The organism is Pontibacter sp. GD7 (genome assembly GCF_058216375.1).
The window spans coordinates 27,036-53,122 of sequence record NZ_JBYZMP010000010.1; the positions used below are offsets into that span (position 1 = coordinate 27,036).

The window sequence follows — 26,087 nt, forward strand, 5'->3', positions numbered from 1 at the left end:
GCTAGTGGTTACGTTTTTAATTTGAGTTAAAGTTACAAAAAAAAGCCACCCTTACACGTAAGGATGGCTTTTAAGCACATTGTCGTTTATTTCGCTCTTATTTTTTGCGGCCGATGCCAATGTTGGCCTTACTCTCCTCGCCGGCTATCAGGCGGTTGATGTTTTTGCGGTGCGTTAAAACAACCACAGCAAAAAGCACGAACCCAAATACGATAAGTATAGGGTTATCCGGGTGGAAGCGCGGGTGCAGTAAAAGCAGCATCGGGAAAGCAAGCGCCGCGATCATAGAGCCCAGCGAAACGTACCGCGACGTAAACAGCACGATCACAAAGATGACCATGCACACTAAAGCTACTTCCGGCTGCACGGCCAGCATCATACCCAGCAAAGTGGCTACTCCTTTACCGCCTTTAAAGCGTTCATAAACCGGGAAAATATGGCCTACAACGGCCAACGCGCCAAATATAAGCTGAAAGATAACCAGGTTAGACGCCGGAATGGCCTCAAAGATAACCAACAGGCCAGCCAGTGAGGTTGCGGCCCATCCCTTAAAAATATCGATCAGCATTACAATAGTGCCGGGTTTCTTGCCAAGTACCCTGAACGTGTTGGTGGCACCAGAGTTACCGCTACCATGCTTGCGGATATCAATGCCATAATATGCTTTACCCAACCATACAGCAGTACAAATAGAACCAATAAGATAAGCCAATACGGCTAAACCCGCTATCAACAAAAAATTCATGTAAATCTAATCTTTATCCCCTTAAGGTGTCCCTGTAACTATTAATACTGTACAATAAGTTCATACGTTAACAGCAGCAGACACCGGCTCAAATATAGTTAAAACTAAATTTAAACGCCAAAAATAGGTTTTACAGTTATATACGGGGTGTAAAAGGTTACTGGTTATCTGTTGTCTCCTCCCTCTTCAAACGGGTCGTTTTTTCCTTTTTTGCGCTTCTTCTTTTTGTCTTTCCCATTGTCCTCTTCTTCGGCAAAGTTTACACTGTTAACCGGCTCATTAACTGGCTGGCCAGTGGCAATTTTAAAGCCGTCCTCGCCATTCAGGTAGTTTTTGCGGAAATGCTCCAGGAATGTATTCTTATCGATGTCGCTGCCTTCGTAAACACCATAGCTTGAGGTAGAGCCGCGGCTGCCTTTGGATTTAGAGCGCACCTGCTTGTTCAGTTTCTCATCGGAAGAGGCAATGGTAAGTGAGTTTTCCAGGAAGCTGATGTAGTACCAGGCATAAGGGCTGGCCTGCAAGTATAAATTCATGGCAGGTTCACCGTTCATGTCTTGCCTGATCTCAAGGTAGCCGTTCAGTTGCGCGTTGATGTCTTCTTTCAGCATGCTGGCCACGCTTATCTTGCCTACGCTGTACCAGGCCTTCAGCTCGTTAGACCAGCGCAGGTCGGCTTTGTTAATCACAAGGCTGCGCACCAGTTTATTAGATAGCTTAGGCAGTGGCACGTATTCCATGGTTGCCCCATACTGTCGCGCTGATTTATCGCCGATGAACTCTGCCAATTTATACAGGGTGGCGTCGCTTTTATCCATCGCCTCGCCTGCTCCGCCTACATTGTCTTTTAAAGAGGAGGCCATGGCATTAAGTATGTTCTGATGAGCTGAAAGATCGAAGGCCATGAAAGCATCCAGCTTGTAACGGCTGCTGTCCACGTTGGCATCTCCACTACCCGAGGTCTCAATATTGAAGTTCTTCATTGGCTTCACCAGGTTCATTTTACCCTCAAACCGAACGGTATTGGAAGCCTCATTGTAAAGCAGCATGTTACCCTCGTAAGAACCCTGGTAAGCGCGGCCTTCTCTGCCCATTTTAAACTCTGTGCGCTCTTTGTTATAAGACAGCAAGCCGTCTACGGTAAACAGGTCCAGGTCCTCGGCATCCTGCTTCTTAGACACGAACGTGTTGTATAGCTTCGCACTGCCTCTCGAAATGTGCAAGCCCGTGTGTAGCGGAGTCCCGTCTGATGCTTTTGGCTTTGTTATCGGGATACGCACATTGGCCGGGTTAAGCGAGTCTTTCTTGTAGGAGAACCAGTCGGAGTCGGCGGGGTTACCAGTGAAGTTTAGCTTCAGGTCACCGTCAAAGTCAAGGTGCTCTTTAGGCGCATGCATCACAATCTTGCCGCGGTACAGAATTCTCGGGAAGATGTAGAACTGGCTCTTCTCGTCCACGTTGGCCTCTGCGAAAGTATAGATCGGTTTCTTTTTCTCGCGTGGGTTGCCATACACATAATTGGTAAAGGTCAGCTTAAACGAGTCGGAGGCAGCATTCAGGTAATCGTGTACCGCTGTGCCCTTAAAGGCTTTCCTGGAAAGTACATCTATATTGCCTGCATATAGCTTATGGAACTGCTGTAACGTATCGGCTGTGATGCGGGAATTACGCAATGTTTTAATGGTTGCGTCGGCGGCCACAGCCACCTTGCCGCTGTCTGGCAGCACATACGAGTCGCCTACGGTAATGTAAGGCACGCCGCCTGCAAGTATGGTATTCGCTTTCAGGTCGTACTCGCCGCTGGCAGCCGCAAAACGCAGACCCTCCTGCTGCGGATGCTGCGAATAGAACCAGTTCTTGTTGCCGCTCTCGTCGGCTTTAAGGCTTACACGCTGCTTGTTCATATCCCAGCGGGCACTACTCATGGATGTTTTATACTGCGCCTTCGGGAATTCTATACTTGCGGCACCTTTTACCTCACTTTCAAAATCTACGATGCCTTTTACCAGGTCATACTCAAATGCCATGTCCTGCGCCTTGATGGCCGGACGGCCGGCAACGTCTGATTTTGCGATCATGGTGGCATGGTTACCACTCAGGTTGCGCTGCTTAAAGTGCAGTTCGGCAGAGGTTACGTTGGCCACAGGGTTATCCACCACGCCAGCCCCATACAAGCCACCCGGCGAAAGCTTGGCCACACCTTTAAAGGCAAAATCTTCTTTATATACCTTCATCGGCTCTTTCTGCGTCTGGATGTACATGGTGTCGGCCTGCGGCAGCCAGTTCATATGAAAATTGGATACTTTGGCTATCGGGAACTGGGTACCCCCCAGCGTGCCTTCTGCTATTACAGCGGTTTTTCCTTCTTTGGTAACTACTGCGTTTTTATAGTAAGTATAGATTGGGGCATGCAGGGTTGCTGTAAGGTAGGTTAACTTGCCTTTGCTCTGGATACCGCTGGAACTCATCATAATGGTGTCGTAAGCCATACCTTTGCCCCCAAATGCCGCCAGGCCTTTGGCCCCTGGCTGGTAATAGAAGCCCAGTGTTTCATCAGGCATCATGATCAGCTTGGTTTTGATCGGCGGGAAGATGCCACCAGAGTTAAAGGTGCCATCGAAACCGATAACAGTTTTACCAGAGGCCAGGCTATCCAGTTTAAAAGGTGGCATGTCGAAGTATACCGTGCTGTCGTAAGCACCACCAGCCACATCTGGTCTGGCGAAAGCTACCTGCGCACCCACCGGTGCATCAAACTTCGGATAATCGGCATAGTAGTCTTTACCTGATTTGTTGTTGGGCTTGTTGATATACAGCTTACCCGAGATAGCGCCATTTTTTCCTGTCAGCACCTGGTCGGTTACTTCGCCGCCCTGCGCCCTGCGTTTCCTCGACATCAGCGCTACCGTGTCCAGTTTGGTAAGGTCTATGGAAAACTCATCGTAGTTAAACTTGAATTTGGAGCCTTTAAAGGCAAGGCTGCTGGCAAACACTTGTCCATCAAATTCTATGTCGCGGTTTTTAAGTATGTGCACCTCATTTTTGGTTGGGTGGATGTACACACTGGCCGTATCGTTGTTAAAAGTGATCTTTTCAACCCCGCGAACTGTCAGCCTGTTATCGGAAAGGTTCAGGGTGGCATTTCTGCCAGACGGCACCAATGATTTTATGATAAGGTGATCGTAATCGTTCAGGTTGCGCGATGAACGCACATAATGCAAAGCTTTCTCTTTGATCTCGATATACCCTGAAGCCGGATCGTAGTTGATATAGCCAGCATGCTGCATGGCCAGGGCTGCCTCCTGTATCGATTTCTCGGATAATTTAGTGGCGCGTGCTACCTCGGGCACATAAAAATTATTGCTTTTTGCCTTCGCCGCATAGCCAACCAGCATCTGCAACGGATGGAAAGGCGCCACTCCCACCAATTGCTGGTAGCGGTTATTCGAGTAGTAATTAGAAGACTCTATCTGTACAGGCACCAGAGATTTAGAATTGATAATGGAAAAGTCAATGTCCTGCGAAGCAAGGTTCCAGTGCAGCCTTTCCGCCATTATCTCCAGCTTATGAAACGTGTCGTAGAAAGGTGTACGCGCGTATGGTCCCTTGTCTTTAGTAAGTGTCAGCGTTTGCTTTGGCTTGGAGAAACGCAGTTGCATGGCGGGGTGCGTAAGCGAGTCTTTCTGCTGATAAATAGCCACCGAGGCCCGGTTTGCCATAATCAGGGAATCGCTGATGATATAGTTGCGGGCCATAGAGCGGAACTTGCGCTCGCCGCTATGCGACACTACTATTTCAGAAAGGCTGTTATCCAGGGGTTTGCTTCCAAGCTGGTTCCCTTGCATTGAGAAACCACCGGTATACACAATATTATCGCCCAGCGTTTTCAGTTTGGCATCGTTGGTAAACGAGGAGAACTTTGGATAAGGATACTCGCTTGTTTTACGCTTACCGCTTATCCATTCCATAGCCCCCTCCACAGGTGCCGCCAACACCGATGGGTATGAAACAGTAACATCGGGAGCCTTAAAACCTGCAAATGTGGTATTAAAACTATACTTTCTGATCTCGGCTGAGGCAGGCGCGCCATCCGCTGTCCAGTCAAAAGAGCCGCCTTCCCCTACAAACATATTGCTGGCAAGCATTAGCTCACCATTGGTCTTCTTGATGCCTGTAGAGTCCCAAGGGGTTACAAAGGTCAGGTTTACATTCTCAAACTTCAGCACCGGGCCGCTTACTTTTGGCTGTGCAGGTATAAACTGTCGTTTTATACTTTCCTTACGGTTCTTCTCAGCTTTTTTCTTGTCTTCCTTTTTAGGGGTTGGAGTTACGGTACCCCAGCCATCATCTTCTAAAACCTCGCCTTTATCATTTACCTCATCATCCCAGGATACTCCCCAGGCATCCTCTGTCTTCTCATCAGATTTTTTACTCGCTCCTTCATAAGCAAAGCTAAAACTACCACCTGAGGTGTTCAGGCGGTAGTAAGTATTCTGGTAAATGCGGTTGGTTTTCAGAAACAGACTGGCAGCGTGCAGAAACGTTTCCAGGTGCTTACCGTCTTCGTTTTGCACGGCCTTGGCTGTAACGTCCAGCATGTCGTCGAGCTGCTTTCCGCGCATGTTCTGGTTGTTCACTCCGGCTGTAACCATGGTAAAGAAATTCTCCATGTGCGGATTAACACGCATGCGCTTGCGGTATAGACCCTGGGTAATATCGATAATCTCCTTTTGCTGCTTTGAGGTAAGCGTGCCGCCGTTCCAGACAGCCTCCAGATCAGCGCCAAGCTTTTCGGCATTCGTCGCTTTACCCGTTACTAACATTGCTTTTACATCCGCCACAAACTCTGCAGGCTTATCCGAAACTCTGGACTGGGCCTGCGCCACCACAATCGATAAAAAGAAAAATAAGGGTAAAAGTGTATGCCTCATAGCAGTAAGGTTAAGGTTAGCTTGCTTTAAAAATTGCCGACACCCAGTTGTTTTTAACCCGGTGCGAAATGTAATCCAGTCCTAGTTCAGATGCCCGTTCCTGTATCATCGGGAGGTCTGCGGTGTAAAAGCCGCTTAAAAGCAACCAGCCCTGTGGGGCCAATACGGCTTTGTAAGCAGGCATATCCTCTAATAGAACGTTTCTGTTAATGTTGGCTAGTATAATATCGTAAGGTTTATCTCCTTCTATGGTCTCGGCACCGCCCAAACGCACATCTATACTTCCGTAATTATTCAGTTCAGCGTTTTCACGGGCATTCTCTACGGTCCAGTCTTCAATCTCTACAGCCACTATCTCGGATGCTCCTAACTCACCGGCCATGATCGCCAGGATGCCAGTACCACAACCCATATCCAGCACGCGCTTGCCCTGGTGGTCTAAGGTCAGTTGGTTTTCGATCATCAGTGTTGTGGTTTCGTGGTGCCCCGTGCCAAACGACATTTTCGGGTTGATCACGATATCATACTTTGCCGCTTCAGGTTTCTCGTGAAACGAGGCTCTCACAGACACTTCTCCGCCAATAAACAGGGGCTCAAAATTCTTCTCCCATTCCTCGTTCCAGTTCTGGCGCTCTATTTTCTGTACGGCATATTCTACCTGCACAAAATCAGCGTAGCGGGCTAAAACCTCCTGCAGCGCCTCCTCCGAAAACTTGTCTTCGTCTATGTAAGCACTAAAACCATCTTCTGTTTCCACAAAAGCATCAAAACCCAGCTCTCCCAGCTCGGCGGTAAGTATGTCCGCGAAATCCGCGTTTACTTTAAGGGTAACTTCTATAAAATCCATATGTGTGTTATTCGCGGCAAGCAGCAAACGAGCGTACATTTGTGAAGTGCACGCTAAAGTCTGCAAAGTTGCGGTTGTCGGTTACATAAAGTATGTGGTCGGCAAACGCTTTGTTAGGTGTAAGATACCAAATTGCGGTAGCATCGGCAAACAGTTTATTGTTCTCCCGGTATACGATCATGTTGGCAAATGCCTCCTCCTCGTTCAGGTAAACTGTGTAGGTGGCTGTGTTTTTATACTTTGGGTCGCGCTCCAGGTATACTGCACCATAAATCTTGCAGTAATCACGGGCAACTGTTGCTTCTTCAGCCTTTGCAGGAATAGCCTTAGGGGTAAAAAGCAAAGGCGCCAGCGCCAACCAGAATGTGATCAGAATTTGCATACTTCAAAGTTACTTATTTTAAAGTTATGACTTACAAAAAAGGCTGCCAACTATTTACGTTGGCAGCCTTCCAAATTGCTTTATTTTCTTTCTTAGAAAGATTTAATAATATCAGTGAAGTCGCGTGATTTAAGTGAAGCACCACCGATCAGACCACCATCAACATCTGGCTGAGCGAACAGCTCTTGGGCATTGCCGGGGTTGCAGCTGCCGCCGTAAAGTATACTTGTGTTGTGTGCCGCCTCCGCATCGAACATGCGCGAAAGCTGCTCACGAATATAAGCGTGCATCTCCTGTGCCTGCTGGCTGCTGGCCGTGCGGCCTGTGCCAATAGCCCAGATCGGCTCATACGCTACTACCACCTGGTCAAATTCCTCGTTGCTCAGGTATGAAAGGCTGTCGTGTAGCTGCTTGCCTACGTATTCAAAATGGCGATCAGCATCGCGTTCTTCCAAAGGCTCGCCGCAACAGAAGATGGGTTTCATGCCCTGCGCAATGGCTGCTTTCAGCTTTTTGTACAGCATCTGGGCATCTTCGTGGTGGTACATGCGGCGCTCGCTATGGCCAATAATCACGTACTCTGTGCCCACAGACTTTAGCATACTTGCCGAAACTTCGCCGGTAAAGGCTCCGCTTTCATGCTCGCTTACGTTCTGGGCTGCCAGGCGCATCAGGTCGTTGCCTTGGGTTAGTTTGCCCACACTTTGCAGAAACGGAAACGGAGGGGCCACGATCACGGTCACATCGCCGTTTACCTCGTCCTTCACCATGTTGTCTATCTCCGACACCAGCGAAAGCGCTTCCTCGTAGGTTTTGTTCATTTTCCAGTTTCCTGCAACTATACGTTTTCTCATGTTTATACTTTGTGTTGATTTTTATTTGATTTCAGGTACGGCAAGTTAGTAAAATAAGGTTTACCTCCCCCTGCCCCTCCTAAAAACAGGAGGGGGTTTTTCAGATTTTTGTACACCAGTCTCCCTCCCCTGTTTTTAGGGGAGGGTTGGGGAGGGGTAAACAAAAAGCCGCTGCAATTTATACTTTGCAGCGGCTTTTTACTTATACTTTATACTTCCTACAACTTATCTTTCAGGAATCTGGCAGTCTGGTTGTCCTCTAGCTTAGCCATATCTTCCGGCGTACCCTCAAACAACAAGTGTCCGCCATTGGTGCCCCCTTCCGGACCCAGGTCTATGATCCAGTCGGCAGATTTGATGATGTCCATGTTGTGCTCGATGATCACGACAGTGTTGCCGTTTTCGATAAGCGCATTGATGGATGTGAGCAGCTTGCTGATGTCGTGGAAGTGCAGGCCGGTGCTAGGTTCATCAAAAATGAAAAGTATGTTATCCTGATGTGGCTGTGCGCCTTTGGTCAGGAACGAAGCCAGTTTAACGCGCTGCGCCTCACCACCGGATAGCGTATTGCTCGACTGCCCCAAACGGATATAGCCCAAACCAACGTCATTCAGCGGCTTTAGCTTCTCAACGATCTTTGGCTGGTCGGCAAAAAACTCGATGCTGTCGGCAATGGTCATGTCCAGTACATCAGAAATGCTCCTGTCTTTATACTTTACATCCAGCACGTCCTGCTTAAAGCGTTGCCCATGGCAACTTTCGCAGGTCAGGTAGATGTCGGCCATAAACTGCATCTCGATCTTTACCTGGCCTTCGCCCTGGCATACTTCGCAACGGCCACCCTCTATGTTAAACGAGAAATGCGATGGCTTGAAACCACGCGACTTAGCTAATGGCTGGTCAGCATACAAGGTACGGATGGCATCATAAGCTTTTACATAAGTAACCGGGTTGGAACGCGACGATTTACCGATCGGGTTCTGATCTACGAACTCCACATGCTCAATCTTAGAGTAATCACCAGCCAGCTTATCAAATTTACCAGTAGCCTCAGATGATGAGCCGTGTAGTTTTTGCATGGCCGGAGCCAGAATCTTTTTGATCAGGGTAGATTTTCCCGAACCACTCACACCTGTCACTACCGTCATCACATTCAGCGGGATCTTCACGCTCAGGTTCTTCAGGTTGTTCTCCCGGGCACCGATAATCTCAATCACGTTGCGCCATTTGCGGCGCTGCGGCGGCACAGGCACTTCCATTTTACCGGACAGGTACTTGGCCGTATAAGTGTCGGCGCTCTTTGTCATTTCCTCAAAAGAGCCCTGGAACATGAGATTTCCTCCACCAGAGCCAGCCTCCGGACCGATATCGATTAGTTGGTCTGCCGCCTTCATCATCTCCTCTTCGTGCTCTACTACAATTACGGTATTGCCCAGTTGTTGCAGCGTGCGCAGCACGCCAATCAACTGCTCCGAGTCTTTGGGGTGCAGGCCTATACTTGGCTCATCCAGAATGTACATAGACCCCACCAGGGCACTACCCAGCGAGGTGGCCAGGCTAATACGCTGGCTCTCGCCACCGGAAAGGGTGTTGGAAAGACGGTTTAGCGTAAGGTACCCAAGCCCAACACGCACCAGGTAACCCAAACGGTTTGAAACCTCTGTAACCAAACGCTCAGACACTTTATGCTCGTGCTCCGTTAACTCCAGGTTTTCAAAAAAGGTCAATGCCTGTGTGATCGGCATCAGCACCAGGTCGGTTATACTTTTGCCATTTACCTTTACATAACTGGCGTCTTTGCGCAAACGTGAGCCCTTGCAATCGGGGCAGGTTGTGCGGCCACGGTAACGCGACAATAGCACACGGTACTGGATCTTATGCGTTTGTTGCTGTACGTGTTTAAAGAAGTCGTTCAGGCCGTCGAAGTATTTATTGCCTGTCCAAAGCAGCTCCTGCTCTGCCTCCGAAAGCTCATTGTACGGCCTGTGAATCGGAAAATCGAAACGGATGCCATTTTTAAGTAAGGGCTGCAGCCACTCGTTCATTTTATCAGATCGCCACGGCGCAATGGCGCCCTCGTAAACCGTCAGGCTTTTGTCTGGGATAACCAGGTCAGGGTCGATGCCCAGCACGCTACCAAAACCCTCGCAGGTCTGGCAGGCACCGTATGGGTTATTAAAGCTGAAGAAGTTGACAGATGGCTCCTCGAACACGATGCCATCCAATTCGAACTTATCGGAGAACACGCGCTCCTGCCCATCGCCATATAATACCCGGCATTCACCATGTCCTTCAAAAAAGGCGGTCTGCACCGAGTCGGCAATCCTGAATTGCAGGTCTTCATCTGATTTGTAGATCACTGCCCTGTCAACCAGAATGTATACTTCTTTGCCCAGGTTAGGCTTTTTCTGCTCCAGCAGCTCTTCAATAAAGTATACCTGGCCGGCAGCGTAGATACGCGAGTAGCCTTTCTGAAGCAGCAGATCCAGCTCTTTTGCCAGCGTGCGGTCCTTGTGCAAGTACAGCGGAGCCAATATCATCACACGGGCCTCATCCTCCAGCGAGAAAATAAAATCTACTACATCCGCCACAGTATCTTTCTGCACCACCTCCCCGGAAACCGGCGAATAGGTTTTGCCAATGCGGGCATAAAGCAATTTCAGGTAATCGTAGATCTCGGTGCTGGTACCAACAGTAGAGCGGTTGTTCTTTATACTTACTTTCTGCTCGATGGCAATGGCCGGGCTGATGCCTTTGATATAATCTACATCCGGCTTATCCATACGGCCCAGGAACTGGCGTGCGTAAGAGCTCAGGCTTTCTACGTACATGCGCTGGCCCTCGGCATAGAGCGTGTCAAAAGCCAGGGAAGACTTACCCGAACCGGAGAGGCCTGTTACTACAATAAATTTGTTGCGCGGCAATGCCACGCTCAGGTTTTTAAGATTATGAACACGCGCACCTTTAATAATAATGTTTTGTCGTGCGTCTAGTTCGTCGAGGTTATAGTCAGGAATATTTGCCATAGTAGCCAAGGCTTTTGCGGCTCAAGTATAAACTGCCACCAGCCGGTTTTATCTTTAGATTATCGTGTAAAGTTACAAATAGCAGCCCTCATTTCTAAAGTGTTTCTAATGTCAGAAAAAAGGAACTGCTTTCTTTTACCACTGGGGTTAAAGCATCTTTTTTAACAGCTGCCACGGAAAAAAGGTTTAGCCATGTTACCCTTCAACCTATTTTTTGTATTAAACCAATATATAGCATTGGTATAATGTTACATTCGCTAAAAAGGCTGAACTTAAATTAACAGTATTAAACATACTGCGTACACATAAACAGATAGCCGCTGCATACAGATAGATGCTGCAGGGCTGTGCTTATATTTTTTTATAATATTTTAAGTTCATCTCTGCAAGCACGCTATCGTTTAACCAGGTACTGACCCTTCCTGGTGAGCAAGCGATTCACTGATCTTCCAATCTTACTTAGAGCTTACTCTAATACTGAGTACATGCGCCGTTTTTACCCTCCCGCCGAGGGTGTGCAGTTGATGCTATGCGAGTTGATAAAATTAAAGACACAACTATGAAGACCTATACTAAATTATTATACACTACTATACTATTACTATTTTTCAGCTATACTTCATTGGAAGTGTTGGCACAAACTAATAACCAGGGAGAGAGGAATTGTAATTATATCTCTAGTGATGGCTGTTTTGCTGTTGGCTACGTTGCTGTGACACCAAGTGCTTCTAGCCCTGGTAATTCCGGAAATAATAAACTATACGATGTAGAAATTTTTTTCCAGGATATCTGTGATGTGGTTACAGAGATTAAAGTCCCTCAAGCAAACGGTAAGCCTTTTGTCATTTCTGATCCTGAAATAACTGCCACATTGGCTACAAGAGTATTCCAGGTAAATGCAAATTTTTTCGACAATAAAGGGCAATTAAAAATATCGATAGAGTTTACTAATAAGAGTAAACAAAAAGTAGATATCATATTCAGTGAGGCGCTCAACTGTGGCATCATCGATCCGCTTGCAGTAGAACTCACCAGCTTCACCGGCCTTGCCACCCAAAGCGGCGTTAACCTGAACTGGACAACAGCCAGCGAGGAGAACAACAGCCACTTTGAAGTACAGCGCAGTTCAGACGGACAGGTTTACGACCAGATAGCTACTGTGCAGGGCCGGGGCAATTCCAGCGTAACCCAGAAGTATACTTTCTTGGATGTAAGCCCTAAACAAGGCATTAACTACTATAGGTTAAAGCAGGTTGATTTTGATGGCCAGTCTGCTTACTCCAAAATAATTGCTGTGCAAAGCAGGTCATCAAAGGAGATGCGTGTAACAGTGGCTCCAAACCCATGTCGAAACGGTGATTGTGAAGTAGTGCTGCAAGGACTTAAAGGCACACGCAAAACATTGCTGGAGTTAAAGGATATGTCGGGTAAAGTGGTGCTTACAAAGATGGTGGAAGATGGTACTGCACGGCTGAGCCCTGATGAAGTACGTAACCATAAAGGCTTGTTTATACTTAGCGCCACATCCGGCAATGAGGTAGTGCACCAACGGATTATACTTGAATAAACTTGTAGCAACCTGATTTTATACTTCACCCGTAATGCTTTGTGTAAACAAATCACATAAACCAAACAACTTATGGGAAAAGGCGATAAAAAATCCAGGAGAGGCAAGGTAACGAAAGGCACTTTCGGAAACAGACGCCCACGCAAAGCAAACAAAGCCAAGCAGGAGAAGAAACAAACCGAAACAGCCAAGTAAGCCACATCCTGTGCAGGAAAAGCAACACCCCGGACGATATATTATCCGGGGTGTTGCTGTTTACTGTTTAGGCTAGTTCAGGCTTCGGGGACAGGTCGAGTTCTCTCAGTTTATCTGCTTTAAAGGCCGTTACGCCTACCACGAGCAAGGTCATGGCTCCCCCGAAAACAACCGCCGGCACTACTCCCATTATCCTTGCCGTTAACCCCGACTCAAAAGCACCGATCTCGTTGGATGAGCCCACAAAAATACTGTTAACCGATGAGACCCTTCCTTTCATGTACTCCGGCGTTAAAGTATGGATCAGGGTGGACCGGATGATGACGCTTATACTATCGAAGGCACCGCTTAAAGCCAGCAACACCATAGAAAACCAAAAGTTAGTAGACAGGCCAAACAAAATTATACTTACACCAAAACCAGCCACACACCACAGCATTTTTTTGCCCGCCTCCTGTGTAATAGGCTTGTATGCCATTACAATGGCCATCAGCACAAACCCCATGGCTGGTGCGGCACGCATAAAACCAAGTGCTTCCGGCCCCATCCGCAATACGTCTGATGCAAATACCGGCAACAGGGCCACAGCACCGCCGAAAAGCACGGCAAACAGGTCCAGGGAGATGGCGCTAAGTATAACCTGGTTACCAAAAACAAACTTTAACCCGGTGCGCAGACTTTCTTTAAAATTTTGCGGGTTAATGTTTTCAGGCAAAGGCCGTGAGGCGATCATGGAGAAGAACAACAAGGAGAACAACACCAGTACAGCGTCTACGGTGTAGGCCGCGCCAACTCCCCAGAAACCATACACCAGGCCTCCGAGGGCAGGTCCGGCCAGTGAGGCTGCCTGCCAGGTAGTAGTGCTCCAGGTAATAGCGTTGGCGTAAAGCTGCTTGGCGGCAACCAATTGTGGCATAAACGAAAACACGGCCGGCCCCATAAATCCACGGGCAATACCACTCACAAATATTACCGCATAGATTGGCATCACGCCATACTGTTGCAGTACCACACTTACATCAAGTGTAAAGAATAGCAGCGCAGCGGAACACAGCAATAGCACAGCAACCACTGTAACAATAATTTTTTTGCGTGCCACCATATCGGCTACATAACCGGCATACAACGACACCAGGATAGAAGGCAAAGCCTCAGCCAAGCCGATCAGGCCAAGCGAGAGCGGGTCTTGCGTGAGTTCATAGACCTGCCAGCCCACAATTACCGCCTGGATCTGCATGGCCAGCGTTATACATAACCTGGCCGAAACGTAAAGGCGGAAATCCGGGATGCGAAGGACCGCATAAGGGTCGTGCCGCAAAGAATCTTTCATAAGGGAATCGAAATTGCAAGATTGCAAAGCTACTCAAACCCTTGCTAGCATGAACAGGTTCACTTCATAATATTAAAGTCAATTTTATCGCCTTATAATTATATTAAACGTATACCCTATACCACTGCTTCTTAAGTCTCTACTCAAACAACCTTAATACAGCACTGCAATTTGGTAGCGGCTTGTCTCCGCTTTCAGCTTTTTTATAGTTATTGGTAAATCAAATGATCTCTGCCCAACAAACCGACCTGGATTACCTGAGCATATACTTTCAGCAGGATATGGACGTTCTGTTTTGCAGATGGAACAGCAGAGTAGACTATATGCAGTTTAAAGAAGGCTATCAGACCTCTCTTTTTATGGCTAAGCAGTACCATACCAAATTCTGGCTACAGGATATCCGGAAACGGCACATCTCCGAGAACGACAAAGTTACCTGGTACAAACAAGAGTTTTTGCCGGTGCTTAAAGATGCCTTTGATAGTATGACCTATATCGCCTATCTAATGACCCCGCTGCAATACCAGGTGCTTTTGCAGAAAAACCCGCATGCCGCCCAGGAGGTTGAAATGAGTGAGGTCCTGACGCTTAACTGCTTTACAAATGAGCACGATGCACTGATGTGGCTGCACAAATACCAGGTAAAAGCGTAATCTTCTCTTCCATTTAACTCCTGAAATAATTGCCATATAGCTATACTTCGGCGGCAATTTTGCGTAAACCAATATAAAAAGCCACCTGTGCTAATACACAGCAATAGCCATCCGGCTGTTAAATTCAGGTAATCATTTTATTAAAACTTTATTACCGAAGTATACCTAAAATTATCATTATACTATTATTCGATTTGCGCTAAACGCACTCAATTATTACCGCGTACCTTAGAGAGCCAAAGGGAATAAATGCATGTTAAAATATTTTAATACTTAACTTATGAAGCAACTGGACATCCGATTATTATTGGAGAACATTGAGCGGAAGGTGTACCAGCAAGAGATCACAACCAATGCTGACCTTACCAAGATGATCAACGTGGAGATCACGAAAGCAATAAACTTAAAGTATAAAGCAGAAGCCGACACAAACCACGATGTACTCAAAAACGTGTCGTGCACTACACTGGAGTGTTACCTGGAGCATTTAAAAGATGTGGAGCAAAAACTGAAAAAGCCTACCGACATCACAGCACAGTGCAAGCCAGTAGAGGAACGTGAGATCAACCGCAGACTATTACTGATCCTAAATCGCCTGAAAGGCTATAGCAGGAAATAACTATCACCCATTCCATTTTTGTTTTTATCCTTCGATAAGATCCCTCAGCTCTTTCGAAGGATTTTTTATTTCCTGTGGGTCCTGCCTCCCCCCTTATATCACCTCCAAAGCAACATCAACTTTTACTTAATGCCCACAAAATGACCAAGATCATTTTATTACGGCAGAAATCCACCTAAACTTGTACCTGTGTTACAAAGCCATAGCCCAACCTGTGGACAAGTATAAATAGAGAATAGCGTACTGCTGCTTGAATAAAAAGAGCACATGAAAAAAGATCTGGAAAACGAGGAGGATATAAAGCTGCTGGTAGACACCTTTTACGAGGCAGTAAACCAGGACAACCTGCTGTCGCCGGTATTTAACGGGCATGCCAGGGTGGAATGGGAGGCTCATTTGCCAATAATGTATAGTTTCTGGAGCACAGTATTACTTGGCAGCATGACATATAAAGGCTACCCTTTCCAGAAACACATGCACCTTCCGATCAGCCAAAGCCACTTTACCCGCTGGGTAGAGCTTTTTACAAATACCGTAGATGCGCTTTTTGAAGGGCCTAAGGCTGTCGAATCGAAACAAAAGGCCAGCAGCATTGCCCAGGTTTTTCAGGCACGCATGGGCATGTTAAGTACTTTCACCAGCTAACACAACCCGAAATCATATTTCATACTTGACCATACTTTCCAGATCAAAACACCCATTACAAAGTGGCTTTTCGCCTGTGTGGTTATGGTTTTAAAGTATAGTTTTTAGCGCGCCTTCCCCTCTTACCTAATGCGTCTTAATGCACAAGATGCACGAAAAACCGTTACCCTTACTGCCCAAAAACCGCTTAATCTTTAAAATAAGCCCGTTTTGCTATATGTGGAAAACTAAATTGAAAGATTTTGACACTCTTTTAAACTATTCTCCCGTATACAGTTAGACCAACGGTAAGAGTCCGGTGAAACAAAGAGGCTCTTTTACTCCAATTGCATGTATTTTTATTTGGCTGTTAGGATAACTCGCCCTTGCAGAAATAAAATGCATTACATATATTTGATTCTTCACTTCAGAAAAAACTTTGTTAAAAAACCTAAACGCCACAATATGATATAAAGCTCTACGTTAAACTAATGTAGCTTTAAGATGAATACAACTACGCAAGTAAGCGACTCTGCTTTGATATCGCTTTACATCGCAGGTAATGAGAATGCGTTTGAACAGCTGGTTAACAGACACAAAAACAAAGTTTACACCACGATCTTATTAATAGTTAAAGACACGTATACTGCCGAAGACCTCATGCAGGACGCTTTTATTAAAGCCGTCCATACCATGAAAAGCGGCAGGTATAACGAAGAAGGCAAGTTCTCGTCATGGATATGCCGAATCGCCCACAACCTGGCGATCGACTTTTTCCGTAAAGAGAAACGCAGCCCGATGATCACGCTGGAAGACGGCAGCAATGTGTTTAATAACCTGTCTTTTGCTGAGACCTCTGCCGAGGACTTGCAGGTAAAAGAAGATACACATGCCCGCCTGAGAGAGCTAATCCAGACGCTGCCGCAAGCGCAGCGGGAAGTGCTTATGATGCGCCATTACGCAGACATGAGCTTCCAGGAGATAGCCGACGCCACCGGCGTGAGCATCAACACTGCCTTGGGTCGTATGCGCTATGCGCTGATAAACCTGAGGAAAAAGATGCTAAAAAGTAACATTGCTTATGATAAAAACCTCTACTCAGAATGAGCTGATCCAGTATGTATACAACGAGTTGGCAGAAGATGCCTGTGAACAGCTGGAGGTGGCATTTATGCACGACGATGAGCTTGCCGAAAGCTGCTCAGAGCTCTTACAGATCCAGAATCTTTTAGACGATGCGCTTAAAAGCCCGCACAAGCGTGCCGTACAAAATATACTTAATTACTCAAAAAGCTTAAGTTTGCAGTCTTAACCGATTGCAAACTTTTTTTATGCTTAAAAAAGAACGTTACAGGCAGCTGGTAGAGTACTTCACGCAGAACTTTCCGGAGCCTGAAACCGAACTCGCCTATACTAACCCTTACGAGCTTATACTTGCCGTTGTGCTTAGCGCGCAGTGCACTGATAAGCGCGTAAACATGGTTACGCCTGCCCTGTTCGAGGCTTTTCCTACGCCCGAGCACCTGGCAGCCGCTACCCCTGAGGAGATCTTCCCATACATTAAAAGTATATCTTACCCCAACAACAAGGCAAAGCATTTGGCCGGACTGGGCAAGATGCTGGTAGAACAGTTTAACTCCGAGATTCCGGATACAGTGGAAAAGCTGGTGAAGCTGCCTGGCGTGGGCCGTAAAACCGCCAACGTAATCGTATCGGTAATCTGGAACCAGCCCGCCATGGCCGTGGATACGCACGTGTTCAGGGTAAGCAAACGTCTGGGCCTGGTTACCAAAGCAGCCAAAACACCCCTGGAGGTAGAAAAACAGCTGGTAGCCAACCTGCCCAAAGACCTGGTAGCCAAAGCACACCACTGGCTTATACTCCATGGCCGCTACATCTGCCTTGCCCGCAAACCCAAATGCGACGATTGCCCCCTTACCCACTTCTGCGCCTTTTTCCAGAAATACTACCCCAACATACCCGATGACCCGGAGAATAAGGTTGGGGGAGTGTAAAGCTTGAAGTATAAAGTATGAAAGCCTGCTGTAACTGTGGTTGCAGCAGGCTTTTTTTTGTTGCTGATGAATCGAAATTATGTAGTATATTAAGTAGTTATTTGGCTTACTTATCAAAAATAGTTTGGCTAGATAGGTTTTTACAATAGAGCCTGCTTAGCGTTTATTAAAATCCATACTGCCCGCCCTTGCTGCGTGTTATCACCAGCAAGTATAATGGCCAGTGCCTTAAATTGTTGGTGAAAAACACTAACAATGGCGGGTTCGATTTATTTTAGCCAAAACCCTAAACAGCTTCATACTCAGGAATAGAGTAATAAGACAAACATATGTTAAAGAATATTTTCAAACGGCTAAGCCCTATAAACTCTGACTTAAGTTTCATTCAGACTTATGAAAACAAAAGCATGTATTTTGTTAGAACCAGCCCTTGGGGTTGGCTTAATAAGGAAGAAATTTATATACCTAAAAATATTGATGGAAATCCTACTATGATTACGCTAGACTTTTGGTCTCAGGAAATTTACTTGGATGCTACAGGTCAAATTACTGTCAGTGAGTTAATAGAAGTTGCCTGTAAGCAATATATTGCTTCAGGTATGGATATTCCAGAAGGTATTGATCAACTTTTAGTTGAGAGCCTTGAAAGTTTAATTTATGATCTTAAAATCGTTGAGTTCTCTAAAGAGAAGAAACAGTTACCCCAAAATATCAAAGAGCCAATTTCTTAAAAGCAATAGCTAAGTCTCGAGGCAGGCCAATATTGATTAGTCGTATTTTCGTTAAAAATGTTATTAACAATCAAAACAAACAGATGAAGAAAGGTCTACTATTTCTTTTTATACTATTGAGTAGTTTATCAACTTTAGCGTCGTCCCACACACAAACTGAATATGAGAAATTAACTAAGGAAATAAGTAAATACTTGCTGAAGGGTACAGCAAAGGGATTTACCAAAAAGTATGTTCCAAATAAGAAGGATGTACTTGAATTAGCTTATCAAAAGAAAGCCAGTCAAGTACCATTTGTGGAAAGGTTAGGCTTTTACAATGGTATTACCCCTACAATATACAACTTAAAGAATAACCATTACATGGCCTTCGGCTCTCTCCAAGAAATGCTTAAGGAAAAAGGAATATCTGCATTAGAAAGTATTGAACTTAACTCAGTACAGGATGAGGCATTCGGAGACGCAACTGTAAAAAAGGTCATCTTCACAATTTATGGAAGTGGCAAATCTTTCAAAATTGAAATAACAGGAGCATACAAAACCTCAAGGGGCTGGATAATAATGACTGATATTGCGCCATCATATTTCTAAAATTCTAAACCAGCTTTTAAAGCTGTATGATTGAATCACGGAGCACCTTACTTTTAATATACTTATACTTTAAAAACCCTATATTGTATACTTATACTTTGCAACAAGTATAAAATCAACCTTAAAACAACCTAACCTTAACACATGCACCCAGCCTTAAACCAGAATTCATACTTTGTAAAAGAACACACCGGGGTTTTTAAAGCCTCCAACAACTACGACATCTACGACCCGCACACGCAGGAAGTAGCATTTTACTGCCGCGAGGAAAACCTGGGCATATTCTCCCGTCTGCTGCGCTTTACCGACTACAAGCGCATGACGCCCTTCAACATCGAGGTAAGGACAGCCAGCGACGGCGAAACGATACTTACAGTACGCAGAGGCGTGGCCTTTTTCAGGTCTACAGTTGATATACTGGACGGAAACGGTGAAGTAGTTGGCCGCCTGAAACAAAAGTTATTCTCGATCGGGGGCAAGTTTGATGTGGTGGACACTGCCGATAACTACCTGTTTACGCTGCAGGGCAAATGGACAAGTTGGGACTTTAAATTTGTGAAAGACAACCTGGAGTTTGCCCATGTAAGTAAAAAATGGGCTGGCATTGGTAAAGAGCTTTTTACCTCCGCAGATAATTACATGCTCACCATGACCGACCAGGTTCCTCAAAACAACAACATCCGTCTGCTTATACTTGGCGCTGTTATGTGCATCGACATGGTGCTGAAAGAGTAGACATATACTTTATAAAAAGAAAAAGGAGGCCATTGCGCCTCCCCTTTCTGCATTCTCATATTATTAGCTCTTGTGATGCCTTTCTCCGCGTTCTCCTTTGCGGTGCTCACGCTTGTGCTCATGTTTAGTGCGCATTTCCGCTTTGTCAGCTTCATACTGGGCATACTGCTTTTTATTCAGGATATCTTTTAGCTCGGCTTCGTAGCGTGCTCTGCTGGCCTGCATTTCGCCGCGCATGCTCCTGTGGTCTCTGGCTTCGCCTCGGTTTTTGTGAAGTTCATGTTTCTCCTGGGCAAATTTCAGATTCAGGGCCTGCACCTTCTTCTGCTGCGATTTGTTCAGGTCATACTTTTTGGTGAACATCTCGGTGCGCCTGGCCGCCATCTCTTCCGGAGATTTTTTAGCCTTGTGCATATGTCGTTCTGTGCGGTGCTTTCTGTCTTTTTGCGGTGCCTCCTGAGCGTAAGTAGCTCCTGTCATCAGTGCACCCATGGCCAACATTGCTATGATCTTTTTCATTTTTCTTTCTTTATAAAAGGTTAGATGCTTATTTGGTTGTTCAGGGACAGAACCTAAGATTGCTTGCCCTGTTGCTATGGCACTTCCAAAAGCTGTGCCAGAAAATGAATTGAGGTTTTCAGACTCACTGATATGTAGGCTGCATGTTTTTAGCTATACTTATACTTGTAAATGCTTACTCCTATGCCCCCAGCACTTCCTGAAATAAAGTATAAAACCTGTGTGAACAAGTTAGCGCACCTGGTAGGAATGCATTACTTGGAAGTGCCCCAGAAAGTGGTGCAGCAGTTAGGCGGCAAGTATAATGTGCGCCTTTTGTGCACGATCAACGACAGCCTTACCTTTCAGGGCGGCATTGTGGCTTTAGGAAATGGTTGTGGCTATATCAGCATCAACAACAAACGCCTGAAGCAACTGGGCTTACAAGCCGGCTCCGAAGTATGGGTAAAGCTGGAGAAAGACGAAAGCAAGTATGGCATGGAGATGCCCGAAGAACTGGAAGAACTACTGGCCCAGGATGCAGAAGGTAAAAAGCGCTTCGATGGACTTACCCCTGGCAGGCAACGCTACATTATCCATTATGTAGCAGGTGTAAAAAACAGCCAGCTGCGCATAGACAGGGCCATACTATTAATTGAGAACCTGAAGAAGCTGCCAGTTGGGAAAGAGTCTTTCAGGGAGATGTTGGGGAAGTAAGCTCAGACCATACAACCTTATCGATTCTTGCCGCAAGTTTAGCGACAACGTAACTTGTGGCTGTGCATAGCAGCAGTTTTCAACTGCTATGCTTTGAAAAAGCAAGAACTGCGATGAGCTGAGGCATACTTTATATCTGCCCACTAATGATTAACACACCCCTGCCCCTCTTAAGAGGGGAATTTACAGAAGTATAATTTCTGATCATGTATAAAGCCAGTTGCAAACTGGTATCATTCTCAGCCGCAAGTTTAGCGACAACGTAACTTGCGGCAGGAACAGGTTATATTTTTGCAGCCTCTAACAGCACTTGTTCTACATCTTTCACAAGCATTTGCCTGTTAAATAAACTGCGGGCTATGGCCTCGCCTCTGGAACCTGCTGCTTTTAGTTCTTCTGGCTTACTAAGCGCGTAATTTATACTTTCTGCCAAAGCAGTCGGCTCTTCGGCAGGTGTATACCACCCTACCTGGTGCTCTTCCACAAAACGCTTCGTCCAGCCAGGGTTGGTTACGATAACCGGAGTGCCACAGGCCAGGCTGTCGTAGAACTTGGACGGTGAGTTGGATGCTAGTACTGGCAGGTTGTTAAAAGTAACCAGCGAAACATCAGCTAACTTAAAAAGCTTAAACACCTCTGGTCGCGGAAGCGGCTCCATTAAAAGCAGATTCGGCACCTGCGCCGCCAATTCCCGTAGCTGCGGCTCGTAGTATCCGTTTCCGGTAAGTATAAAATTTATACTTTCATCCGTGGCAGTCTGCTTTATTGCCTGCATTAGGGTAAGCATGTCGTTGGCACGGCCATAGGTACCGGCATACAGCACCACCTTTTTGCCTTGTAACCTATACTTTTGCCGTAGCGCTTCTACTTCCTGCTCCGTTACGGCATCAGCCTGTTCAATATCGGTGCCGTTGTAGTTTGTCGTTATTTTAGCTAGTGGCACTCCCAATCCTGCTACGTAGGCTGTCATGTCCGGGGAGAGGGTGATGATGTGGCTGGCACTGTTGTACAAGCTTTTTTCGGTGCGGAACAGCAGGCGCTGCATCCATTTATACTTTACGGCACCCATCTCTATCGGGAAACTTGGCCACAGGTCCTGCACCTCAAACACCCAGGGAATATTACGCAGCCGCGCCACTTGCGCCACTATAAAAGGAGTGCTTAGCGGCGTAGAAACAGCCCAAAATACATCCGGTTTAGGTATAGAAAGGCCTTTCCAGAAGCTGTAGGCAGCATAGCCAGCAAAAGAGAACAGGCGCTGTAGTATGCCCATCTTATTCGCATAGGCAACCTCACACTCATGCAGCTTCACACCCTTTGGCACCCAGTCATACTTATCGCTGATCCGGATACTGCGCCAGCCGTTGCTGGTAACAAGCGTTACCTGGTGCCGCTTAGCCAACTCCTGTAAAAAGGTGTAGTGCCTGCACGTGGCAGGGCAATCCGGGTTGTGGTGGTGCTGGTTAAATACGGCTATATGCATCAGGGGCTAACCCATTGGGCTACTTCTTCTTAGGCTTATACTTTGACTCGTTAAAGATCTTCTTGTAATCTGTTTCTGCCATCAGCTCAGGTAACGTTACGTTTGGGTTACGTTCCATGTAAGCGCGCACGATCTGCCAGCCTACCCATGTTCCCAGGCGGCCTGGTGCTTTGCTGTCTATTTCAGGAGTAGAAGGCCGTTCTCCCACATACTTCTGTATCTGGAACGGGTTCTTTTCATAAAGCAGGCTCTTTTCAATGAAATGTGCCCAAATGCGTCCTTCGTTATGGTATACATCCGCCAGTTCCTGATCCGTATAACTGATGATAAGCGAATCAGGGGTACATGGCATTACGGCTTTTACAAAGTAATAAGCCTTGCCCATGTTTATCATCTCAGACAGCAACGTTCTGTCTCTGAAGTTAGCTTTGTTATACCTGTTCGAGAGCAACAACATGGCGGCAGGCACCATCTTTTCGCGCTCGTAGCGTTTTAAAATATACTCATACGCCTGCGGACGATAAGTTGCCCCTTTCCCAATAAAGTAGTCGATGCCAAATACCAGCAAAGAGTCAGACACAAACAAATCGTTGCCAAGCGAACCCAGACCGGTAACAAATGTCTTTACCTGTGGCGGGTTGAAGTCCGGGTAGAAGTGCTTGATATGCTTAAAGGCAATCTCCAGCTGCTCTTTTTCCTCTTCCATGTTGCCAAACTTTTTAGTGGCTTCCTGCACCAGCGTGTCCAGCGATGCATTGGTTGCAAGAGGCAGCAACGAATTTACAAGTATAGAATCTGCAGGGTACTCGCCACGTTGCAGGTAGTTATTGGCAAACAAAGGGTTACTATTCAGGAACTGCACAATTTCCTGCCCGGACTCAGCCTTATATAACGGCTTTTCCAACCGGTCAATCTCCACTTCTATGGGGATTTCAGCTATTTCTTCGGGAATATCACAGCTTTTATTTTTGCACCCAAAAGAGAGTAGTAGTAGTACCGCTATTATTAAAATTCTGTAATACATTATCGTGTATATTTGTACAAAAATAGAGGGTTCTTACGTATTAGTGTAACACTAATGCATCAATTTAATTATGCTTATGAAGAAAATCACACTCTTATTACTCTTTTTACTTGCCGGCTTTACATCAATGGCCCAGGTAGAAATTGGTTTAATGGTATCACCCACCATTTCAAGCCCAAGATTTATAGCCGAAGATAAGTATAACTTTAAGAACGAGGGCGGAAAATTAGGCCTGGGCGTAGGGGTTATCGCCGATTATTTCTTTGCCCAGAACTATGCGTTCAGTACTGGTTTAATTTATCGCAGCGAAGGCGGTGAGCTTTCTTATAGAAGTACTGATGAAAGTGGAAACCCTATAAGACCCCAGGATGATAACTCTATCCAGTACATCGAATTGCCCGTTACACTTAAGCTGTTTACCAACGAAGTAACCCCCGGCACTATTTTATACTTCCAGGTGGGAGGCTCGCTTAACACCAAGGTATCGGCAAACGTGAACAACGAAAAAGTGATCAACGGCGAGAAAGTAATGAAGCGCTTCAGCATTTTTGAGGCCGATGCCATACTTGGCGGCGGTGCCGAGTTCCAGATGGGGGAAAGCACTAAGATATTTGCAGGCATTACTTACCACAGAGGCCTTTCCAACATCGACGATTATTACCGTGATGTGCTAGCCGACAAGAATATCAGCATCAAGAACAACAGCTTCTCACTTGATGTGGGCGTGAAGTTTTAGTAGCGCGCTCCATTTCTGCTGAACTCCATACTTTTATAGTAGCTGCCCTTCAGTTAGTCATTAAAGCAAAAAACCGTCCCGATAGATATCAGGACGGTTTTTTTGTTGCAAATATATTATTTACTCGTCGTCTTTGTCGCTTGCCCCATTTACATCAGTATAAGTGGCCCGCAGTTCTATTTCATCGCCCCGATCATCCATTACTTTAAAATCCGTAATGCCCAGCGATGTATCTTTTACCAGCTTTACCCACTTAAAGTACTTAAAGAACCATTTCGTTTGCTTCGATATCAAACCCTTGGTGTAATAGTCGTATACAAACGGGTGCAGGTAAATTGTTAGTCCTTTGTGGTTATGGCTTGTCAGCAGGTCGTCTACCGCTGCTTCAATTTCGTCTGTTACCAGTATACTGGCTGTAATTTTACCGGTGCCGTTGCATGTTGGGCAAACCTCTCCGGTTACAATGTTTTGCTCTGGCCTTACACGCTGCCGTGTTATTTGCATCAAGCCGAATTTCGAGATCGGAAGAACCGTAGATTTTGATCGGTCTTTTTTAAGTTCTTCTTTTACAACCTCGTATACTTTCTGGCGGTTTTCCGGCGACTTCATATCAATAAAGTCTACCACAATGATACCACCTATATCCCGAAGGCGAAGCTGGCGTGCTACCTCTTTGGCAGCCATCAGGTTCACGTTTAGCGCTGTAGCCTCCTGATCGGTTTCGGTATTAGATTTATTCCCACTATTTACATCGATCACATGCAGTGCCTCGGTGTGCTCAATTACCAGGTATCCGCCTCCTGGTATGGTCACTGTTTTACCGAATGCAGCCTTAAGCTGTTTCTCGATGTGGAAGTGTTCGTAGGTTTTGGTTTTACCGGTATACTGCTTCAGGATCTTTAACTTATCCGGAGCAATACTTCCGATGTATGTTTTGATCTCCTCATACAGTTGGCTATCGTCAACTACTATGTTGTCAAAACTCTCGTTTAACAAATCCCTCAAAATGGAAGAAGAACGGTTCAGTTCGCCTATGACTTTGTCACAAGGTTTTGCCGTTTTCAACGCTTTAAAGCCTTCCTCCCAATTAGCGAGCATGTTGCGCAGGTCTCTGTCGAGCTCTGCCACCTCGCGGCCTTCTGCCACGGTCCTGATGATCACACCAAAGTTCTCCGGCTTGATCGACGTGATCAAACGTTTAAGCCTGGTGCGCTCTTCTTTACTGACAATTTTTTTGGATACACTGACCGTATTCGAGAACGGTACCAGCACCAAAAACCGGCCTGCTAAGGATAACTCGCAGGAAAGTCTTGGGCCTTTAGTAGAGATAGGCTCTTTTACGATCTGAACCAACAGCTGCTGTCCTTTTTTAAGAACATCAGCTATTTTACCCAGCTTGTCTATCTCAGGCTCAAATTTTACTTGGCTTAGTTTAGGCGTTGCGTTCTTCTGAGTCTGAGCTGCTTTCAGGTACTTATTAAGCGTTTTGATATTGGCACCCAGATCATGGTAATGCAGGAAAGCATCCTTCTGGTAACCAATATCAATAAAAGCAGCGTTTAGGCCTGGCATCACTTTCTTTACAGTACCCAGGAAAATATCGCCAACGATGTAATTTGTGTCTTTACGCTCGAAGTGATACTCTACCAGTCGTTTGTCCTGCAAAAGAGCGATGCGCTCTCCATCCTGAGTGGAATTGATAATTAGTTCATTACTCAATTCTCTCAATGATTAGTTGGATGTATAGACCAAAGCCCACTATTGCAGTGCAATGTGGGCCTCATC

At 46.1% G+C, this 26,087-nt stretch carries 24 protein-coding genes; 13 read left to right on the plus strand and 11 right to left on the minus strand.

Annotation, left to right across the window (positions count from 1 at the left end):
• Positions 1–97: 97 nt before the first annotated feature.
• The 6 genes from plsY to uvrA form a co-directional block, all read right to left on the minus strand.
• Positions 98–745, minus strand: coding sequence for a glycerol-3-phosphate 1-O-acyltransferase PlsY (plsY, locus tag AC4BAP_RS14905; RefSeq protein ID WP_490583463.1), 648 nt, complete (start codon positions 743–745; stop codon positions 98–100).
• 164 nt (positions 746–909) lie between these two features.
• On the minus strand, positions 910–5,676 hold the full coding sequence (locus tag AC4BAP_RS14910; protein WP_490583464.1) for a hypothetical protein: 4,767 nt from the start codon (positions 5,674–5,676) through the stop codon (positions 910–912).
• A gap of 16 nt (positions 5,677–5,692) precedes the next feature.
• Positions 5,693–6,523 (minus strand): 50S ribosomal protein L11 methyltransferase, encoded by an 831-nt coding sequence (gene prmA, locus AC4BAP_RS14915; protein WP_490583465.1) that lies wholly within the window; start codon positions 6,521–6,523, stop codon positions 5,693–5,695.
• 7 nt (positions 6,524–6,530) lie between these two features.
• The gene (locus AC4BAP_RS14920; protein ID WP_490583466.1) at positions 6,531–6,905 is read right to left on the minus strand and encodes a 7(1) septoil knot domain-containing protein; all 375 of its coding nucleotides are present in this window, start codon (positions 6,903–6,905) and stop codon (positions 6,531–6,533) included.
• A gap of 92 nt (positions 6,906–6,997) precedes the next feature.
• On the minus strand, positions 6,998–7,759 hold the full coding sequence (gene tpiA / locus AC4BAP_RS14925) for a triose-phosphate isomerase (protein ID WP_490583467.1): 762 nt from the start codon (positions 7,757–7,759) through the stop codon (positions 6,998–7,000).
• 218 nt (positions 7,760–7,977) lie between these two features.
• A complete protein-coding gene (gene uvrA, locus AC4BAP_RS14930) occupies positions 7,978–10,785 on the minus strand; it encodes an excinuclease ABC subunit UvrA (protein WP_490583468.1) in 2,808 nt (935 codons plus the stop codon).
• An 871-nt stretch (positions 10,786–11,656) separates the two neighbouring features.
• On the opposite strand from uvrA, the gene AC4BAP_RS14935 reads away from it, so the two are divergent.
• Together AC4BAP_RS14935 and AC4BAP_RS14940 are read left to right on the plus strand one after the other, a co-directional pair.
• A complete protein-coding gene (locus AC4BAP_RS14935) occupies positions 11,657–12,352 on the plus strand; it encodes a T9SS type A sorting domain-containing protein (RefSeq protein WP_490583469.1) in 696 nt (231 codons plus the stop codon).
• Between the two features lie 72 nt (positions 12,353–12,424).
• Entirely contained in the window at positions 12,425–12,547 is a 123-nt protein-coding gene (locus AC4BAP_RS14940) for a 30S ribosomal protein THX (protein WP_490583470.1), read from the plus strand.
• Positions 12,548–12,614: 67 nt separating this feature from the next.
• On the opposite strand, the gene AC4BAP_RS14945 is transcribed toward AC4BAP_RS14940, so the two are convergent.
• Positions 12,615–13,877, minus strand: a complete 1,263-nt coding sequence (locus AC4BAP_RS14945) for an MFS transporter (RefSeq protein ID WP_490583471.1) — start codon at positions 13,875–13,877, stop codon at positions 12,615–12,617.
• Positions 13,878–14,101: 224 nt separating this feature from the next.
• On the opposite strand from AC4BAP_RS14945, the gene AC4BAP_RS14950 reads away from it, so the two are divergent.
• From AC4BAP_RS14950 to AC4BAP_RS14990, 9 genes are all read left to right on the plus strand, one after another.
• Entirely contained in the window at positions 14,102–14,530 is a 429-nt protein-coding gene (locus AC4BAP_RS14950; RefSeq protein ID WP_490583472.1) for a hypothetical protein, read from the plus strand.
• 280 nt (positions 14,531–14,810) lie between these two features.
• Positions 14,811–15,149, plus strand: coding sequence for a hypothetical protein (locus AC4BAP_RS14955; protein ID WP_490583473.1), 339 nt, complete (start codon positions 14,811–14,813; stop codon positions 15,147–15,149).
• Positions 15,150–15,416: 267 nt separating this feature from the next.
• Positions 15,417–15,794: a group III truncated hemoglobin gene (locus AC4BAP_RS14960; protein ID WP_490583474.1), complete on the plus strand. Its 378-nt coding sequence runs from the start codon at positions 15,417–15,419 to the stop codon at positions 15,792–15,794.
• A gap of 483 nt (positions 15,795–16,277) precedes the next feature.
• Positions 16,278–16,880 carry an RNA polymerase sigma factor gene (locus AC4BAP_RS14965; protein WP_490583475.1) on the plus strand — a complete coding sequence of 201 codons (603 nt, stop codon included), beginning with the start codon at positions 16,278–16,280 and terminating at the stop codon, positions 16,878–16,880.
• Positions 16,855–17,085, plus strand: a complete 231-nt coding sequence (locus AC4BAP_RS14970; RefSeq protein WP_490583476.1) for a hypothetical protein — start codon at positions 16,855–16,857, stop codon at positions 17,083–17,085. Before AC4BAP_RS14965 ends, AC4BAP_RS14970 begins: the two co-directional genes overlap by 26 nt.
• A 19-nt stretch (positions 17,086–17,104) precedes the next feature.
• On the plus strand, positions 17,105–17,788 hold the full coding sequence (gene nth / locus AC4BAP_RS14975) for an endonuclease III (protein ID WP_490583477.1): 684 nt from the start codon (positions 17,105–17,107) through the stop codon (positions 17,786–17,788).
• 329 nt (positions 17,789–18,117) lie between these two features.
• Entirely contained in the window at positions 18,118–18,519 is a 402-nt protein-coding gene (locus AC4BAP_RS14980; RefSeq protein WP_490583478.1) for a hypothetical protein, read from the plus strand.
• A gap of 83 nt (positions 18,520–18,602) precedes the next feature.
• A complete protein-coding gene (locus tag AC4BAP_RS14985; protein WP_490583479.1) occupies positions 18,603–19,109 on the plus strand; it encodes a hypothetical protein in 507 nt (168 codons plus the stop codon).
• A gap of 144 nt (positions 19,110–19,253) precedes the next feature.
• Entirely contained in the window at positions 19,254–19,844 is a 591-nt protein-coding gene (locus AC4BAP_RS14990) for an LURP-one-related/scramblase family protein (protein ID WP_490583480.1), read from the plus strand.
• Between the two features lie 63 nt (positions 19,845–19,907).
• Here AC4BAP_RS14990 and AC4BAP_RS14995 read toward each other — a convergent pair whose 3' ends face one another.
• On the minus strand, positions 19,908–20,363 hold the full coding sequence (locus tag AC4BAP_RS14995) for a DUF4890 domain-containing protein (protein ID WP_490583481.1): 456 nt from the start codon (positions 20,361–20,363) through the stop codon (positions 19,908–19,910).
• 183 nt (positions 20,364–20,546) lie between these two features.
• Here AC4BAP_RS14995 and AC4BAP_RS15000 point away from each other — a divergent pair, with 183 nt between their 5' ends.
• Entirely contained in the window at positions 20,547–21,059 is a 513-nt protein-coding gene (locus AC4BAP_RS15000; protein WP_490583482.1) for a YdeI/OmpD-associated family protein, read from the plus strand.
• Positions 21,060–21,342: 283 nt separating this feature from the next.
• Here the strand turns inward: AC4BAP_RS15000 and AC4BAP_RS15005 are convergent, their stop codons facing one another.
• A complete protein-coding gene (locus AC4BAP_RS15005; protein WP_490583483.1) occupies positions 21,343–22,542 on the minus strand; it encodes a glycosyltransferase family 4 protein in 1,200 nt (399 codons plus the stop codon).
• 19 nt (positions 22,543–22,561) lie between these two features.
• A complete protein-coding gene (gene gldB, locus AC4BAP_RS15010) occupies positions 22,562–23,566 on the minus strand; it encodes a gliding motility lipoprotein GldB (protein WP_490583484.1) in 1,005 nt (334 codons plus the stop codon).
• A 76-nt stretch (positions 23,567–23,642) separates the two neighbouring features.
• On the opposite strand from gldB, the gene AC4BAP_RS15015 reads away from it, so the two are divergent.
• On the plus strand, positions 23,643–24,302 hold the full coding sequence (locus AC4BAP_RS15015) for an outer membrane beta-barrel protein (RefSeq protein ID WP_490583485.1): 660 nt from the start codon (positions 23,643–23,645) through the stop codon (positions 24,300–24,302).
• Between the two features lie 120 nt (positions 24,303–24,422).
• Here AC4BAP_RS15015 and AC4BAP_RS15020 read toward each other — a convergent pair whose 3' ends face one another.
• Positions 24,423–26,021: an Rne/Rng family ribonuclease gene (locus tag AC4BAP_RS15020; protein ID WP_490583486.1), complete on the minus strand. Its 1,599-nt coding sequence runs from the start codon at positions 26,019–26,021 to the stop codon at positions 24,423–24,425.
• Between the last annotated feature and the right edge of the window lie 66 nt (positions 26,022–26,087).

What these genes read in the sequence shown, in the direction of transcription:
- tpiA (WP_490583467.1), bottom strand. Translation starts at nt 7,759, where the DNA reads ATGAGAAAACGTATAGTTGCAGGAAACTGGAAAATGAACAAAACCTAC.
- AC4BAP_RS14920 (WP_490583466.1), bottom strand. Translation starts at nt 6,905, where the DNA reads ATGCAAATTCTGATCACATTCTGGTTGGCGCTGGCGCCTTTGCTTTTT.
- AC4BAP_RS14965 (WP_490583475.1), top strand. Translation starts at nt 16,278, where the DNA reads ATGAATACAACTACGCAAGTAAGCGACTCTGCTTTGATATCGCTTTAC.
- AC4BAP_RS14985 (WP_490583479.1), top strand. Translation starts at nt 18,603, where the DNA reads ATGAAGAAAGGTCTACTATTTCTTTTTATACTATTGAGTAGTTTATCA.
- AC4BAP_RS14970 (WP_490583476.1), top strand. Translation starts at nt 16,855, where the DNA reads ATGATAAAAACCTCTACTCAGAATGAGCTGATCCAGTATGTATACAAC.
- prmA (WP_490583465.1), bottom strand. Translation starts at nt 6,523, where the DNA reads ATGGATTTTATAGAAGTTACCCTTAAAGTAAACGCGGATTTCGCGGAC.
- nth (WP_490583477.1), top strand. Translation starts at nt 17,105, where the DNA reads ATGCTTAAAAAAGAACGTTACAGGCAGCTGGTAGAGTACTTCACGCAG.
- AC4BAP_RS15015 (WP_490583485.1), top strand. Translation starts at nt 23,643, where the DNA reads ATGAAGAAAATCACACTCTTATTACTCTTTTTACTTGCCGGCTTTACA.
- gldB (WP_490583484.1), bottom strand. Translation starts at nt 23,566, where the DNA reads ATGTATTACAGAATTTTAATAATAGCGGTACTACTACTACTCTCTTTT.
- AC4BAP_RS15000 (WP_490583482.1), top strand. Translation starts at nt 20,547, where the DNA reads ATGCCCCCAGCACTTCCTGAAATAAAGTATAAAACCTGTGTGAACAAG.
- AC4BAP_RS14945 (WP_490583471.1), bottom strand. Translation starts at nt 13,877, where the DNA reads ATGAAAGATTCTTTGCGGCACGACCCTTATGCGGTCCTTCGCATCCCG.
- AC4BAP_RS14980 (WP_490583478.1), top strand. Translation starts at nt 18,118, where the DNA reads ATGTTAAAGAATATTTTCAAACGGCTAAGCCCTATAAACTCTGACTTA.
- plsY (WP_490583463.1), bottom strand. Translation starts at nt 745, where the DNA reads ATGAATTTTTTGTTGATAGCGGGTTTAGCCGTATTGGCTTATCTTATT.
- AC4BAP_RS15005 (WP_490583483.1), bottom strand. Translation starts at nt 22,542, where the DNA reads ATGCATATAGCCGTATTTAACCAGCACCACCACAACCCGGATTGCCCT.
- AC4BAP_RS14910 (WP_490583464.1), bottom strand. Translation starts at nt 5,676, where the DNA reads ATGAGGCATACACTTTTACCCTTATTTTTCTTTTTATCGATTGTGGTG.
- AC4BAP_RS14990 (WP_490583480.1), top strand. Translation starts at nt 19,254, where the DNA reads ATGCACCCAGCCTTAAACCAGAATTCATACTTTGTAAAAGAACACACC.
- AC4BAP_RS14955 (WP_490583473.1), top strand. Translation starts at nt 14,811, where the DNA reads ATGAAGCAACTGGACATCCGATTATTATTGGAGAACATTGAGCGGAAG.
- AC4BAP_RS14950 (WP_490583472.1), top strand. Translation starts at nt 14,102, where the DNA reads ATGATCTCTGCCCAACAAACCGACCTGGATTACCTGAGCATATACTTT.
- AC4BAP_RS14960 (WP_490583474.1), top strand. Translation starts at nt 15,417, where the DNA reads ATGAAAAAAGATCTGGAAAACGAGGAGGATATAAAGCTGCTGGTAGAC.
- AC4BAP_RS14995 (WP_490583481.1), bottom strand. Translation starts at nt 20,363, where the DNA reads ATGAAAAAGATCATAGCAATGTTGGCCATGGGTGCACTGATGACAGGA.
- AC4BAP_RS14940 (WP_490583470.1), top strand. Translation starts at nt 12,425, where the DNA reads ATGGGAAAAGGCGATAAAAAATCCAGGAGAGGCAAGGTAACGAAAGGC.
- uvrA (WP_490583468.1), bottom strand. Translation starts at nt 10,785, where the DNA reads ATGGCAAATATTCCTGACTATAACCTCGACGAACTAGACGCACGACAA.